Source organism: Fulvivirga marina (genome assembly GCF_016775155.1).
Classification (GTDB): Bacteria; Bacteroidota; Bacteroidia; order Cytophagales; family Cyclobacteriaceae; genus Fulvivirga; species Fulvivirga marina.
Genome location: NZ_JAEUGD010000067.1, coordinates 551,924 through 567,913 on the forward strand (window position 1 = coordinate 551,924; position 15,990 = coordinate 567,913).

A 15,990-nucleotide genomic window follows, 5' to 3' on the forward strand; every position below is an offset into this window, starting at 1 on the left:
CTTATCCTTACCGCAAATTTTTAACCCCGATAATTTCAGCCGCTATACTAACAGCTATTTCATCAGGTGTTTTACTCTTAATTTGTACGCCTATTGGAGAATGTACCTTTGCTAATTGATCCTTGGTTATTCCCTCCTCCTGAAGTTCCTTATATAGAGTAGCTACCTTTTCTTCGCTCCCCATCATCCCCAGGTATTTAAAGTTTTTATGGATCAACCGCTTAAGTACTACCTTATCTGTCCTATAGCCAAAGCTGACTAAGACCACATACCTGTCTTCTCCATCAGGTATATAGTTTTCAATTTTATTATAATCAACAACCTGACTTTCATGAGCATGATCATTCTCAACCATTGTATTTAACCCATCCCTATTGTCTATCACCATAACATAAAAGTCCAGATTCCTCATAATTCTGGATAAGGCAAGCCCAACATGCCCTCCACCAACAATATATACAGTGTTTTTAAACCCTATTTGCTCCTTACAAACCCAGCTTTCCTGAGTTTGTAAGGTATAATTAAATTGCCCTGACAAACTTTGATCGCACAAAAAGATCATTTCCTTTTCAGTTAATTGAAGTACACCCCTTTTATTTTCTTGCAGGCATGTAATCAACTGCTCCAACCAGGTAATATCTTTGAACCGCAGATAGTAAAAAGCTATAGTTTGCTCCCCTGAGCATATCATTCCTGACTTATCAGGTGCCTCAGCACGATGCACCTGATGTTTAATGAATGGAGTAAAGGGAGGCTTACCATTTTGTAGCAGCGACCTCGACAACTCCACTAGTTTATGCTCCATGATACCTCCACCAATGGATCCCGCCATTGCTCCTTCAGGCCCCACTATCATTTTAAAACCCTGCCTACCGGGACTACTTCCTTCACTATTCAACACATAAAGAAGTACTGCTTTTTTATGTGCTTTTAAAAGCCGATATGTATTACTCCAGAAGTCCATCAATTAAACCAAACAACACTCATTGCATAATAAATAGCCATTAACGCTGAGAATACTGCACTAGCCATAAACCTCCATCTGAGGTGCACTTTATTCTGAATCAGGAAATTGGCTACAAACGAAATAGGTATATTTACGAGGAAAGAATAAAAGGCAATACTGACCAGTGAATAAAAATAGATTTCACTCCATGGCATCATTGAAATTTTAATAAAGAATAGATGCCGGGCTATCCATAATGGATTAAAATAAAGCAATGCCAGCAATGTTTTCATTAAACTCTTTTTCACCCCTTGGCTCCCGTCCGTCTTACTATCTATCCACTTAAAGTAGTTAGGGATTTCAAGTGCATACAAGGTAGCTCCGACAGCTATCATAGTGATCAGGCGGGTGACACTAAACTCGCTTAGCAGAAGTGCCGCAATAGTATCACCCGTACAGTAAATCAGCCCTCCCCTAATGATATTTGGCTTTTTATACTCCAGGGACAGATACATTAGATTTTTCATATAGGCCATTCAGCACCTTTTCAGGTGTAAAAGGCGCATCAAACTTCATTTGATAGTCAGGGTTGTAAGCCCTTATCGCATCTTGAATAGCAAAATAGGCCCCTAAGCCATACATCAATGGAGGTTCACCCACTGCTTTAGATTTCAAAATCGCCATTTCATGGCCTTCCGTTTCCAGTGCTTCTACTATTATTTCCTTAGGCACTGAATAAATATCTGGTACCTTATAAGTAGAGAGAGCATTTGAAAGCAGTTTTCCCTCATCGTTGTACTGCAAGTCCTCCATAGTCATCCAACCTATGCCCTGCACTAGTCCACCTTCAATCTGTCCTAAATCAATATGCTCATTCATACTCTTACCAAAGTCATGAACAAGTTTCACAGCATCAAAAACATAGGTTCCCCTGATACAGTCCACAGTCACAACCAAAATAGCTGTACCATAAACATGATAAGCAAAAGGATGCCCTTTCTCTTTTGCTTTGTCAAAATGAATAACAGGTGTAGCATAATGTCCGTTTTCTGTCAAACAGACCCTATCCAGAAATGCTGCTTGCACCAACTGCTCCCAGCTGAGTTCTGTAGGCTTACCTTCACAGTACACCTGATCATCCTGAAGCAGGATATAAGTAACTTCAGATTTCAGGACTTTAGCAGCAGTCTCTTTAAGCCTTTCCAAAAGCTTGTCACAGGCAATTTGAAGTGCCTTACCATTTAAATCTGCAGTAGAGCTTGCCGCGGAGGGTGATGTATTGGCCACCCTGGTTGTATTGGTAGTTTCGAGCTTGACCTTAGCAGGATCAATGGAAAAAGTACTGGCAGCTACCTGCAACATTTTAGTATTCACCCCTTGCCCCATCTCTACGGCTCCCGTACTGACCCCAACACTTCCATCGCTATAAATATGAACCAAAGCGCGAGCATTATTCATAGGAGTATTTGTAAACGAAATACCAAAACAAACAGGTTGCATAGCTATTCCTTTTTTCAGGTGTTTATTATGGGAATTAAAATCATCAACTTCCTGTCTAAGGGACTGTAATTTAAATTTATCTACGGCATTTTCCCAGGTACTAAGCGCTTCCGCATGATCTACTATCTGACCATATGGAAATTCGTCACCATCTTTTAATAAATTCCTTTGTTGAATCTCATGTGGCTCAACTCCTAATTCTCTTGCGGCCTTTGCAATAGCAGATTCCATAACGAACATACCCTGTGGCCCTCCAAACCCTCTAAATGCGGTATTGGGAGGCAAGTGTGTTCTACAGCTATATGCTGTTGCTGTTACATTTGGAATATAGTAGCTATTGGTAGCATGAAAAAGGGTCCGTTCCATAACTGCAGGAGAAAGGTCGGCCGCAGCACCTGCGTTTTGATAAAATGTCACTTCATACGCGGTTATTTTAAGGTCTTTATTAAGCCCTATTTTAAAGTCGGAACGGTAAGGGTGCCTTTTACCTGTCATTCGCATATCATCCATACGATGCAAGGCTATTTTAACAGGTCTTTTCAATGCAGTTGTCGCTAATGCCGCCATTACTCCCCATGCAGTGGCCTGATCTTCTTTGCCTCCAAAGCCGCCACCCAGCCTTGTCACATCCACCTCAACCTTATGCATGGGAACACCTAATACTTTCGCCACCGTTCGTTGTACCGCTGTTGGTCCTTGAGTAGAAGAAGCTATCCTCACATTTCCATTTTCCATCAGGTACGCATACGCTCCCTGAGTTTCAATATATAAGTGTTCCTGCCCTCCAGAGTCAGCACTCCCCTCAAACACATAGTCGCAACCTTCCCAGGCGGCTTCCACATCACCCAGCTTAAATGTTCTTGGAGGGAATATTAAACTCCCTTTAGCCTTGGCTTCTTTGGGATCGACAATTGCTGGAAGTTTTTCAATGTCAATCTTAATAAGCTTTCGTGCCTGTCTTGCAATGTACTCTGTCTCTGCAATAATCAAGGCTATGGGCATTCCCCAGAAATGAATTTCATCTTCAGCAAAAAGCGGTTCATCCGGGAATATCCCTCCGATTTGATTCTCACCGGACACATCCTGATGCGTCAGTATTTTAACCACCCCTGGAAATTGTTCTGCTTCAGAATAGTCAACGCTTTTAATTTTGCCATGAGCACATGGCGCATCATATATATCACCATAAAGAGTTCCTACCCTCATTGGGATATCATCCAAATAGATGGATTCACCTCTTACATGGCCTTTTGAATCTATGTTTTTCATACCAGCATCTCTATTTCAAATTTCTCCGGAAACAACTCAATGAAATGAGCAAAGAATAATTGCCTTAACAACAAGATCTTATACTCCCTGCTTCCACGGACATCACTAATAGGGGAAGTATCCTCACGAAGCATCTCCACAGCTGACCGCACATGATCCGGTGTCAATGACTTACCCTTTAGATAAGAACTAGTTTTTGATAAATAAAGAGGTGTAGGCCCCACGCCTCCTGCTGATGCATGAATTGTCTCAACACACCCATCTGCTGTAAGTGTTATACATATCGCAGCGTTCACACTGGCTATATCCAAATACGTACGTTTACTCACTTTTTCAAAGTTGAAGTATGTACTATCATCAGGTAAATTAAACTCTACACCCTCTACCAATTCATTCGCCTTTAAGGTTATTTCCTTGTATCCCTTATAAAAGTCACGGAGCTTAACCTTTCTTATTTCACCTCCTGTTTCCCTTAAATGAAGTGTACTATCCAGAGCCAGAAAAAATATAGTAAGATCACCTATGGGAGAGGCATTGACAAAGTTTCCGGCAATAGTCCCCATATTTCTAATCTGTGTTGATGAAACTAGCTTCAAATGTTTTTGCAATGAAGGAAAAAGGCTATTAAACTCTTTCGATTTCATCAAATCACTAACCGTAACGCCTGCACCCAACAGACATTTATTAGTGGTTATCGTAATATTTTTAAGAGCTGGTAAGTCATAAAAACCGTTAACACTTCCTGTAATAAGGTCATCAGGACGCTGCACATATAGATCCGTGCCACCGCCAACTTTAGGCAATCCCTCTTCATGGCCATTAGTAGGTTGACTTGCCATTTTTATGGCCTCCAGCTTATTAGGAATATCTATGAAGTATTCAGGGATAAATTGCTCATTAACTAACCAGCTAACAGGATCATTAACATCTTTCTGGGCCAGCCTTTCCACAATCATATCGGTGGCTCTTTCAATAGACTTATAACCTGTACACCGACAAATATTACCATCAATAGCACTTATTCCATCTTCATACCTTGGTTCCTTTTCAGACATGCAGTATCCAGACAACGACACTATAAAGCCTGCCGTACAAAACCCACATTGTGTTCCGCCAGTTTCCACAAAGGCCTGCTGCACTGGGCTGAGCTCCTTCATATTGAGCCCTTCAATGGTAACCACATGCTTGCCCTTGACATTGATAAGTGGGGTTATACAAGAGGTCATGGACTTATAACTCACTTTACCTTCCTTTAACTCACCGATTAAAACTGTACAAGCTCCACAATCCCCTTCTCTACAACCTATCTTAGTACCCGTCAAATGGTTATCATACCTGATAAAATCCAAAAGTGTCATACCCCCTGGTTTATCAGTCTTTATTATGCTGTCGTTTAGAATAAACTCCATACCAGTGTATTAGTATTCTATCTTATCCGAGCTTTCGGCCCACTTCTTAAATGCAATAAGCGCCTCATCTCTTAGCATCTGCTCTGTAAAAAGTTTTCTTTCTGAGATAGGTCTGTCCAACTCTTCATAAATAAACTGATCATCAAAGTCTATTTCAGCAGCATCTGTTTTAGTATTAGCATAATATATTTTATCGGGTCTTGCCCAATAAATAGCCCCCAAGCACATTGGACATGGCTCACAGCTCGTATAAATCTCACACCCATCCAGTTGAAAAGAGCCAAGAACCTCGCAAGCTTTACGAATGGCTACTACCTCAGCATGCGCTGTCGGGTCGTTTGTTGAAGTCACCTGATTTGTACCTCGTGCTATTATCTTACCATCTTTTACAACAACAGCTCCAAATGGACCACCGTTCCCAGACTCCACATTCTCTATAGAGAGCCTGATGGCCTCACGCATCATTTCATTTTTTCTGTTTTCATCCATTATACTAAAATAGGAAATTTATGAAGGTATGAGAAGTATTTAGAAGGTTACTCCAGCTTGAAATACATCAATGCTCAGAGCACAGTAACATAATGATACTGAGTACTACCTCTATAACAACCTACTTTTCAACCCCTTATAACTTTCTAAAAACAGTAGCAAATGAACAAATACTGACTTGAATGGCCTCTATAATTACTACTTCATATATTATTACTTTGTTCAACCTCTTGCATTAAAGCGCTGCTTACAAATGTAGCGACAAACTCTACCTCTTGATCATATATATAACTTTTCCTAATCCTCGAAAATGTTATAGGGGCTCCACGGTCCTTCATCCATTTGAGGTAGTTGAACACGCTCCGTTTGGAAATGCCCAGTTTTTGAGCCAATTCTTCAGCATTTCCTGTCGAACCATGGCGTATCTGAGAGTCAAGACGTTCTATTTTTTCAATAAAATTCATAGCAGGTTTTAATAACTCGTTGTACATCTTGGGGCGTATTTTTTATAGGGTGCAGCGTATGTTATTTTCAGATTTTGTAAGGCCTTTAACCTACTCATCCCGAGTTAACCATAAAGGTTGAACTCAATCCAAGTAAGTATGTTACTCTTTGCAAGTGCATAAAAATAGCAAGTCACATGATTTGGCAAACTCGGCAGTATAGGGATAGCTCATATTGAAGCCGGGAGAATGACTCACTAGGTGGATTACTAATATTTCTGTTAATCATAATTGATTTTACTTACTTTTATGGTGCAAAAAACGTGCGCTACAAGAAAAATAATGCAGATATTTTTCTTTGTAAACTTAGATTTTAGTTGACAATAATATCAAACACAAATTAACCTTATATTGTGAAGTATAAAAATATTATAGGCGAAAAAATTGCCTTTTATAGAAATGAATTACGACTAAAACGCCCCACCTTTATTGAGAAATTAAACGACTTGCTAGGTAGCAAATATTCGCCGCAAGCATTGTATTCCTGGGAAACAGGTAAGGCCATGCCTCCGGCAGATTTGCTCCCTCCTCTTGCAAGTCTCCTTAACATCAGCATTTTACAACTCTTTAGCGATACAGAAGTACAGGAAACTGATGAACTTCTTGAAAAGATTGATTTGTTATCAGAAGAGGTTGATGAATTAAAAAAGGAAGTAGACCTTTTAAGGAAAGAAAATTATAAACTTGAAGGTAAATTAGAAGCTTCAAATTCTATTTTGCAGGATATGATTGAAAACTATAAAAGGAAATAATAAAAGGACTCATACTTTCTTACGTAGTCAACAATGGCAGCCCCAGCCATTACTTTATGGACCAAATTATTTAGGTTACCTATTAAGGATCAAATCCTTCAAACAATCTACCCACAGAGGGTGATCGTTCAGGCTTTCTACTAATTGTACCTTTTCGCCTCCATGCTCCTCAAATATTTCCTGATATTCATCTCCAATCTCTATGATAGTTTCTAAACAGTCTGCTGTGAAGGCTGGGGAAAAAATCAATATTTTTTTGGCTCCTTCTTTTGCCTTTTGCTCCACAACTTTATCAGAAAACGGCTCAAGCCAATTCTTGTCTAGTCTCGACTGGAAGCACACGGTATATCTGCTTTTATCAAGCCCAAGCTTTTCAGTCAAAAGCCGAGTAGTTGCATAACAAGTTGCCTTATAACAATATTGATTCTCTTCAGTGATGGTACTTTCACAGTCATGCCCTTCACAAACACCGTTATCATAAACCTTGTCAACCTGTCTTACGGGTAATCCATGGTATGAGAATAGGACATGGTCATACTCATCCAGATTATATTTACGAGCACGATCCAGTATAGCATCAATAAATAGCGGATGGTCATAGTATTGGCTGATAAACTTAACATCAGGAATTACCCACCATCTTTTGATCTCATCCATTACAGCTTCCAGAGCTGACCCCGTTGAGGCCGAGGCATACTGAGGGAACATAGTAACAACTATGATCTTCTGATAATTGAGCTTCCTCATTTCTTCCAAAACCGAAGGTATACTGGGGTTTTTATATCTCATAGCCAAGTGAACGGTAAAATCATCCCCCAGCTCTGTGTCGAGCATACTTTGCACACGTTCGCTGTAATAAAGCAAAGGTGATCCCTGGTCTGTCCAAAGCTCTTTATAAATCTTTGCAGACTTTGGGGCTCTGAAAGGTACAATTATCAAATTGACCAGCATTTTCCTTAATAGCCATGGAATATCAATTACACGTGGATCATTCAAAAACTGGGAAAGGTAAGACCTCACATTTCCCACAGAAGGACTATCAGGGGTGCCAAGGTTAATGAGTAAAACACCGGTTTTTCCTTTAATTGAATTCATAAGCTATTGCAAAAAACAAACGCAAAAGTAATGGTTAAAAGTGACTTGCTTATATATTAGCTTGATAAATAACCATTGAGTACACTGCGAATCTGACAAAGCGTATAGATGCGATAATTAAAAACCAATAAAAATTATAGCGCGTAGCCCCCATCAACATACACACAGCAGAAAATGGAACGGGAGTGACAGCTGCAACAACAATTAGAAACCCTCCGAACCTGTGTAACATATTTTGATACCTACTGATATACCTCTGAAATACATTTCTTAACAAGTGCAAGTCTTTAAGTTGAACCCCAATAAAATAACCTAATACACCCGCAGCATATGAAATTAGTGCCAGTAAGAACACATTAAGAGAGTAAGCATCAAAAACTCCATGTTTGATAGACCAGATCATGAATAACTCTGGGGGAATAATACCAAAGACCGCTTCAGAAAAAACAAAAACTGTATAGACTATGAAAGGCCATCTACCAATATATTCCATGAAGAAATCTAAATCGGTATACCGCTGAAGCAACATATAAGCAACAACAATTACTGTCAGGGCAAACAGACCTTTTGCCAAGTTTTTTAAAAAAAACCAGGACTTATAGTTGAACAGGCTCATATGAAGTTTACTGAATCGGGCACCTTTTGAAGGGTTTGTTTTCATCAAACAATTTGCGATAAGTTATATGGGTTTTAACGATATCGCCCCCTACTTGTTCAACCACCCGAATCATCTTTGGATTAAAGTCACCAATCCAGTTCATCTCAAGATCATCATACCTTTGGTAGTCCTTTTGTACCATTTGTGCCGTAGCCATCACCAGTGCTCCTTCAAGTCCCTTACCCTGATGCTCCGGCACAATACCAAATACAAGCCCAAGCATTTTATTACAGCTTTTAGTCCATTTATGATATAAAAACTTGGCCTTCCCTATCAGGTCAAGCTTTCCGTTAACATGTTTGAAAATCTGGTTTACTTCTGGAAGGTTAATATAAAATGCCACTGGCTCATCTTTATAATAGCCATACCAGATAATTTTCTCGTCGATAATAGGCTTCATCTGTTTGATCAGATTTTTAGCCATTAAAGACGACAATTCAGCCACTCCCTTGTGCCTGGCCCATGCTTTATTGTAAACTGTTCTGAAGTCTTCAGTATATTTATCAATCTTGCTCAGCTCCATATGCCTGAAGGTGTATCCAGGCTCCTTCATAACCTTCTCGCCCTTCTCCATTAGCTTGGCTGAAAAAGGAGCTCTTACCTTACGACCAAAAGTGTATTGCTGGAAGTAATCCTGAAAGCCATAGGATTCGAATAGATCTCGGTAATACGGTAGGTTATAATTACAGCAATAATTAGGGTCAATATCAAAACCATCTACCAGCAGGCCCCACCATTTATCTCGCTCACCAAAGTTGACAGGGCCATCCATAGCCTCCATACCCTTGCTCTCTAACCAGGTTTTACACTGATCAAAAAGCTTAAATGCAGCTTCTTTATCGTTAATACATTCGAAAAATCCCATACCGCCCGTGGGTTGATCATTTCCTTTATCTACTGTCTTTTTATTAATAAATGCCGCAACACGGCCTATCGTTTCTCCATTGCCGTTCTCAAGGATCCAGCGGATGCACTCTCCATGCCTGAAGGTTTTGTTTTTATCCTCGTCAAAAACGCTTTCAATATCTTTATTTAACGGCCTTATCCAATTAGGCTCATTTTTATAAAGTTTTACGGGAAGCTGAATAAATTTTTTAGCTAGTGGTTTGGAGTTTACCTCAACAATCTTCATCATTTCGCAATAATAAGAGATTATTTCTCATTTTCGTTCTCTAACCACGCTTCTTTACTGTTGGGAACAGTGATATCAAAAAAGGTTCCTACTTGATGCAGGCTCTCTATCTTAATTTTTCCACCAAGTTTTTCAATAGCATTTTTAACTATATAGAGTCCTATACCCGAACCTTCCGAGTATTCAGTAGCACGATAAAACATTTCAAATACCTTCGGCAACGTATCTTCTTCAATGCCTATTCCATTATCTCTAAACCTGATATTTGCCAGATCATCAGTAACCTCTATCTCTATTTCAACATAGGGATCATCTATATCAGGGTTAAGGTACTTGATAGCATTTGAGATCAAATTCCTGAATATTTCATTGATACGCCACCTATCACTATAGAATAAGTTAGAAGAAATATCTGTTTTAATATTAACCTTTTGAGCATTGGGCAAGTAACTAAGATCAGTAAAACAACCTTCTATCATGTCATTAAAGTTGATCGGATCTACCGTAATTGCAAGTTTCAGGTTTTTAGAGTGACTTAGCACATCATTAATGAAATGATCTAATTGTTTAACGCGATTTTCGATCAGTCCGATATACTGTAGCAGATCGTCGTCATTCTCCTGATGCTGCGCAAGGTTTACAAGTCCAAGAATAGAAGATAATGGAGCCCTAAGATCATGAGAAACTTTGTAAACAAAGTGATCAAGCTCGTTATTCCTTATCTGCAACTCATTCTCGGCCCTTGTCCTGGCGGATATATCTACATAAATACCATAGATACCAATGGTTTTATTATCTAAGGTTACCGGCACACCATAAATAATTACCGGTACAAGGCTGCCATTCTTGTGAGTTCGATGAGACTCCAGCGTTCCTACCTTCCCACTTACTGTAAGCAAGTTAATATCAATAGCCTCCTGCTGAAAGCCTTTGGGCACTAAAATATTATTGAGCTGATTTCCTATAATATCTTTAGTTGAATAACCAAACATATCCTTGAAACCCTGGTTCATTTGGATAACACGGTGCTGCTCATCAAGCAATACTATACCCAAGGGCGAATTTTCAAATAGCTGAGTAAACAGCTGCTCATTGCGCTGAATCAACAACTGAGAACTTTTCTTTTCGTTAATGTCAAGGTAGGTTCCTGAGGCTTTTGTAACACGACCTCTTTGATCTCTATGAACAGCTCTTCCTTTATCCAGTATCCATCTATAACTCCCACCTTTGGTCCTAAAACGATACTCAGCTTCAAAATATTCCGTATTACCCTTAAGGTGATCTGTTAATTTTTGCTTTACATATGGAAAATCTTCAGGATGAATTAGTTTTCCCCAATCATCAAACTGCAGCTCCAATTCTTGGTGGCTGTAACCATATTTAGCAGCCCAGGCCTTATTAAAAATGGTTTTTTTATCTCTTAGATCCCACTCCCAAAGGCCAAGCTCAGCACCACGAAGAGCTAGTTGCAGACGCTCCTCAGTTAATTTATACCTTTTTTCAACTTCTTTTTTATCTGTAATATCCAGCAAAAGCCCATAACGGATAATAGTACCATCCTTCTGCATGGTAGGACTTGATTTACCCTCTATCCATTTCTCTTTTCCTTCGACCAGAATACGGCCTTCCCACTGCCACTCACTATTCTTACTACTTGAGCCTCCTGAAGTCCTTAAAAATCCTTCCAGGTCATCCGGATGAATAGTCTTATTTAGCAAGCTCGCATCTTTCATGATCTCCTCGGGAGAAAAACCGAACATCTCATTACACCCCTGACTTATATATTTAAATCTTGAGAAGCCATCCGCCTGTTGTTCATATTCATATATTACCCCCGGAAGCCCTAATGTCAACATTTGAAATTTAAGGTGCGTATCTGTCAATATTTCCTCTGCCTGCTTTTGAAATGTAATATCAGAAAGCACCATTACAACCTCTTCTACTTCACCAAATTCATCCTTTATAGGAAAAACATGCCCCTTAACATACTTACGCTGCCTAAGTCCCAGACGGCGTATGGAGGCTGTATCATAAGGGTTATAAGCAATTGGTGGTATTTCTGTAGCCTCTCCTAAAAAAGCCTTTCGGATAAAAGCCGTAAGACCAAGTTCCTCAAGCTGTTCGTCTTCAAAAATATTATAATATTTAATCACCACATCACTCATACCTTTGGTAGCACCCCAAAGTTGACTATAGGCCTTATTAAAATATGTTGGTGAGCCATCAGGCCTGTAAATAGCTGTTGCTATAGGTGATTCTGCAATGAGCGGCTTGAACTTACTTGGTCGCTCAGATAATTCTGTCTGTCTCAATATAACCATGCACCCACGATCTTCCAACTCAGAAAGCCTTATTGGGGAGAAGCTTGGCACCACATAAGTAGAAAATTCTGTGGCAGAAATGGTATAACTCTTTTTAGCGATTGACGATCTGGAGGTCATGGCTTTTTGTGCGAGCATTTTAAAATACTGATCATCAAAAACAGGTGCAACACTACCCAATTCCTGACCTATGGCTATTTCTTTTCCAATCCCTAACAACTCATAACACCTTCTGTTCCAAGACACCAAACGAAAGTTGTTATCTACTATAAAGATCGCCTCGGCATTCTCCTCTATGAAATCATTCAATATGAAGCGACCTGTATTTAACTCATTCATAATCATTTTAAAGACAACTGATCAACTCCGCAAGATAGCTGTTTCTTAAGTAGATTCCTCATGGTTCTAATAAAATTGCACTTTCAAAGAGAATTTGTTAGCCTGCTGACACCCCCTCGCAGTCATTTTTGTAAATTAAGGTATATAAATAATATCACTGATATGAACTCCAAGCAAGTACATTTCGAAAACAACAAAGGGCAACGGCTTTCAGCTCGTATTGAACTGCCTGTAAGTGGCAAACCAGTAGCCTACGCAATATTTGCTCATTGTTTTACCTGTTCGAAAAACCTTTCTGCAGTGGTTAATATAAGCAGAGCGCTCACCTCAAACAGAATAGCTGTCTTAAGGTTTGATTTTACCGGTTTGGGAGAAAGTGAAGGTGAATTTTCAGAAACTAATTTTTCTTCAAATGTTAGTGACCTAAATACTGCTGCTGAACACCTTTCTGCAAACTATCAAGCACCTACAATTATGATTGGTCACTCTCTCGGTGGGGCTGCTGTGCTAGCATCAGCCACATCTATTGACAGCATAAAAGCCGTAATAACAATTGGAGCTCCTGCCGACCCTATTCATTTAAAAAAGCTATTCAAAGAAAGCATTAAAGAAATAAAAGCAAAAGGGGAGGCCACAGTATCAATTGGAGGTAGAGATTTCAAAATAAAAAATCAGCTACTGAATGATCTACAGCATGCTGACACTCATAATAATATTGGTCAGTTAAAAAAGGCTTTGCTGATCATGCATTCTCCACAAGACACGGTTGTAAGCATAGATAACGCTCAAAAAATATATAAAAAAGCCCATCACCCTAAAAGCTTTATCACACTTGATGGAGCGGACCATTTGATGTCGAGAAAAGAAGATTCAATCTATGCAGGTAATGTAATAGCAACATGGGCCAGCAGGTACATTGATATTAGTAGAGAAGAGCCGCTTTCTACTGATAAACAAGTAGTATGTCAAACCGGTGATGATGGCTTTACTACACAAATTCAAGCCGGCGACCACCCACTTCTAGCTGATGAACCTACCTCTGTAGGTGGCAGCAACCTCGGTCCTACACCTTATGATTTGTTGATGGCCGGCCTGGGTGCCTGCACAAGTATGACTCTGAGAATGTACGCAGACAGGAAAAAGTGGCCTTTAGAGGAGGTACGCATACACCTACAGCACAGCAAAGTTCACCAGTTGGACTGTGAAGGTTGTGATGATGGAAGTGCAAAATTAGATCAGGTCACCAGGGAGATTGAGCTTTTCGGCGATCTTACTAAAGAGCAACAAGAAAGGTTAATGGAGATCGCGGATAAATGCCCCGTGCATAAGACTTTACATGCTGGTGTACAGGTCAAAACAAGTCTCATAACTTAAAATAACCTTACTTCTACATTTTATTTGTAACCACTACCTATGACTGAGTTAATTAAGAAACTAAAACACACACCGGGCACTAAAACCCTCGTCCTTGATCTTCCCGAGGAAATAAATATTCAAATAGCCCACGATAGTATAGCAAGATCAGAAGGGTACGGGTTCGTAATCATATTTGTCAAGCAACAGGATGATGTGACTCTCAAAGTACCTGCTGCTTTGGAGGTAAGTATACAAGGCTGCACACTTTGGGTAGCTTATCCCAAAAAGAGTTCAGCTATTAAAACAGATATTACAAGAGATGGTGGGTGGGGCACTTTAACAACTTTAGGCTATAGGCGAGTTTCCCAAATAAGCATCAATGACACATGGTCTGCACTACGTTTTAAGCCAGCAAAGCTGGTAAAAGTAAATATACTAGCCAAAACACAAACTTTTGAAGCAACTATTGTCGGCTCAACTGATAACACAGGTGGCGCCTGGGTACAAATACCGTTTGATATGGAAAAAGCATTTGGCACCAAAGGACAGGTTAAGGTGAAGGCAACATTTGATGGAAAGCCCTATCAAGGATCTATTGCCAACATGGGAAATGGCCCTATACTTATTGTTAAAAAACAAATTCGAAGTGCCATAGGAAAAAATGTAGGTGATAAGGTATTGGTCACTATTGAGAAAGATAAAAGTGAGCGCAAAGTAAACATTCCAACTGAACTGCAAGAACTCCTTCAACAAAACCCTGAGGCTGCAGAGTTTTATAACGGCTTATCTTACACCAATCGAAAGGAATATGCATTATGGGTATCCACTGCCAAGCGCAAAGAAACCAAGGATAGGAGATTAGTAGAAACACTCTATAGGTTAAGCAACAGCATTAAGAACCCATTTCAGAAATGACATATGCTCAAAAATTAAGGGAATACTTTATACCATATGCCGATGAATCACAGGCTATGGCCATGAAGAAATACCTTCGAGGTCAGTTTGATTTTTTAGGTATCCAAACTCCACTCCGAAGAGAGGTTACACGTGCTTTTTTAAAAGACTTTGGGCTTCCACCTGTTTCTGAATTGCATCACACAGTAGTGGATCTCTGGGAGCTTCCTGAGCGAGAACTACAGCTAGTGGCTTTAGATCTTTGCCAAAGAATGTCAAAGAGAATTAATGAGTCTCATATAACTACTTTAGAATACATGCTTACCCATAAGCAGTGGTGGGATACCATCGATCTGACTGCCGCCAATCTTGCTGGAAAGTATTTTAAAAATTACCCGAAAAAAATTCCGTTATATATTCCTAAGTGGCGAGATTCTGAGGATTTTTGGTTAAACAGGTCTGCTATATTATTTCAATTGAAATACAAGGAGGAAACAAATACAAGTCTGCTTACTGAATGTATTTTAAAACACATAAACTCTAAGGAGTTTTTCTTACAAAAGGCAATAGGCTGGGTATTGAGAGAGTACTCCAAGACGAATCCGGAATGGGTGAGAGCATTTATTAAAAATAACCAGCTTGCCAAGCTGAGTATAAAAGAAGGTATTAAATATCTATAAAGGATATTCATCCCTTTTATATATATCACTTCTAATCATGCCATGATAATAATACTGCCGGTATACGGGCTTAAAGTTTACCATAGCAAGGAATTCCTCAAAATTAAGTAATCGATCACCTTCCAATCCTGCTGTTACTCTGAAGAAAAAATACATTAACCTAACAAGCATCCTTTGCCACCATATTTTTGTTATAACAAAGTCCGTTAACAACCACATCCCACCTTTATCTACCTGCAAGGACACCTGCCTAACAACATCTCGAAGCTGCTCCTCTGTAAAAACATCCAGAAAGAAATTCGTGATAACAACATCAAATTTACCTGCCCCAAAAACAGCATCATGTTTACTTTGAACAAAATCAACATCAATGTACCTGAAAGGAGATTTTTTTTTGGATCGGTCGATCATAGCTGATGAGGGTTCAACATAGGTCACCTTTAATGACAGACCAAGCTTATCTAGCTCCTGTAGAATAAAACCTGTTCCTCCACCCAGCACCAACACCTTACTTGCATTCTGTACATAATATAACAGTCCAGCCTGAGCTCTTTGTATACTTCTTCCGAATACCAGTCTGGCCAGAGTGTCATAAATAAATGCTACTGAATTAAAATTATTAGCCATAAGATAAACTATTGACTAAC

Annotated in this window: 15 protein-coding genes; 4 read left to right on the forward strand and 11 right to left on the reverse strand. The window is 39.4% G+C overall.

The genetic code is table 11. The features are described from left to right. Positions 1–7: 7 nt before the first annotated feature. From JMN32_RS26550 to JMN32_RS26575, 6 genes are all read right to left on the reverse strand, one after another. Entirely contained in the window at positions 8–964 is a 957-nt protein-coding gene (locus JMN32_RS26550; protein WP_202859441.1) for an XdhC family protein, read from the reverse strand. Then, a complete protein-coding gene (locus JMN32_RS26555) occupies positions 964–1,473 on the reverse strand; it encodes a hypothetical protein (protein ID WP_238354634.1) in 510 nt (169 codons plus the stop codon). Before JMN32_RS26555 ends, JMN32_RS26550 begins: the two co-directional genes overlap by 1 nt. Further along, positions 1,439–3,715: a xanthine dehydrogenase molybdopterin binding subunit gene (locus tag JMN32_RS26560; RefSeq protein ID WP_202859442.1), complete on the reverse strand. Its 2,277-nt coding sequence runs from the start codon at positions 3,713–3,715 to the stop codon at positions 1,439–1,441. The genes JMN32_RS26555 and JMN32_RS26560 overlap by 35 nt, the downstream gene beginning before the upstream one ends. After that, positions 3,712–5,124 (reverse strand): FAD binding domain-containing protein, encoded by a 1,413-nt coding sequence (locus tag JMN32_RS26565; RefSeq protein WP_202859443.1) that lies wholly within the window; start codon positions 5,122–5,124, stop codon positions 3,712–3,714. Before JMN32_RS26565 ends, JMN32_RS26560 begins: the two co-directional genes overlap by 4 nt. Before the next feature lie 9 nt (positions 5,125–5,133). Continuing rightward, the gene (locus tag JMN32_RS26570; protein ID WP_238354635.1) at positions 5,134–5,613 is read right to left on the reverse strand and encodes a nucleoside deaminase; all 480 of its coding nucleotides are present in this window, start codon (positions 5,611–5,613) and stop codon (positions 5,134–5,136) included. Between the two features lie 203 nt (positions 5,614–5,816). Next, positions 5,817–6,077, reverse strand: coding sequence for an HTH domain-containing protein (locus JMN32_RS26575; RefSeq protein WP_202859444.1), 261 nt, complete (start codon positions 6,075–6,077; stop codon positions 5,817–5,819). A 392-nt stretch (positions 6,078–6,469) separates the two neighbouring features. Here JMN32_RS26575 and JMN32_RS26580 point away from each other — a divergent pair, with 392 nt between their 5' ends. Then, positions 6,470–6,868, forward strand: a complete 399-nt coding sequence (locus JMN32_RS26580; protein WP_202859445.1) for a bZIP transcription factor — start codon at positions 6,470–6,472, stop codon at positions 6,866–6,868. Between the two features lie 75 nt (positions 6,869–6,943). Here JMN32_RS26580 and hemH read toward each other — a convergent pair whose 3' ends face one another. Genes hemH through JMN32_RS26600 form a run of 4 tightly spaced genes read right to left on the reverse strand, consistent with a single transcriptional unit; the run spans position 6,944 to position 12,413 of the window. Further along, positions 6,944–7,963: a ferrochelatase gene (gene hemH / locus JMN32_RS26585; protein ID WP_202859446.1), complete on the reverse strand. Its 1,020-nt coding sequence runs from the start codon at positions 7,961–7,963 to the stop codon at positions 6,944–6,946. A 49-nt stretch (positions 7,964–8,012) separates the two neighbouring features. After that, positions 8,013–8,537 carry a YqaA family protein gene (locus JMN32_RS26590; RefSeq protein ID WP_202859447.1) on the reverse strand — a complete coding sequence of 175 codons (525 nt, stop codon included), beginning with the start codon at positions 8,535–8,537 and terminating at the stop codon, positions 8,013–8,015. A gap of 49 nt (positions 8,538–8,586) precedes the next feature. Then, positions 8,587–9,753 (reverse strand): hypothetical protein, encoded by a 1,167-nt coding sequence (locus JMN32_RS26595; protein ID WP_202859490.1) that lies wholly within the window; start codon positions 9,751–9,753, stop codon positions 8,587–8,589. A 20-nt stretch (positions 9,754–9,773) separates the two neighbouring features. Continuing rightward, complete coding sequence (locus JMN32_RS26600) at positions 9,774–12,413, reverse strand: PAS domain S-box protein (protein WP_202859448.1); 2,640 nt, start codon at positions 12,411–12,413, stop codon at positions 9,774–9,776. Between the two features lie 162 nt (positions 12,414–12,575). Between JMN32_RS26600 and JMN32_RS26605 the strand changes: the two genes are divergently transcribed. The 3 genes from JMN32_RS26605 to JMN32_RS26615 are packed head-to-tail and all read left to right on the forward strand — an operon-like array spanning position 12,576 to position 15,343. After that, positions 12,576–13,787 (forward strand): bifunctional alpha/beta hydrolase/OsmC family protein, encoded by a 1,212-nt coding sequence (locus JMN32_RS26605; protein WP_202859449.1) that lies wholly within the window; start codon positions 12,576–12,578, stop codon positions 13,785–13,787. A gap of 39 nt (positions 13,788–13,826) precedes the next feature. Then, entirely contained in the window at positions 13,827–14,684 is an 858-nt protein-coding gene (locus JMN32_RS26610; RefSeq protein ID WP_202859450.1) for a YdeI/OmpD-associated family protein, read from the forward strand. Next, positions 14,681–15,343: a DNA alkylation repair protein gene (locus JMN32_RS26615; RefSeq protein WP_202859451.1), complete on the forward strand. Its 663-nt coding sequence runs from the start codon at positions 14,681–14,683 to the stop codon at positions 15,341–15,343. The genes JMN32_RS26610 and JMN32_RS26615 overlap by 4 nt, the downstream gene beginning before the upstream one ends. On the opposite strand, the gene JMN32_RS26620 is transcribed toward JMN32_RS26615, so the two are convergent. Further along, positions 15,338–15,970, reverse strand: coding sequence for a class I SAM-dependent methyltransferase (locus tag JMN32_RS26620; RefSeq protein WP_202859452.1), 633 nt, complete (start codon positions 15,968–15,970; stop codon positions 15,338–15,340). The two genes, JMN32_RS26615 and JMN32_RS26620, sit on opposite strands and share 6 nt — an antisense overlap. Positions 15,971–15,990 lie beyond the last annotated feature (20 nt).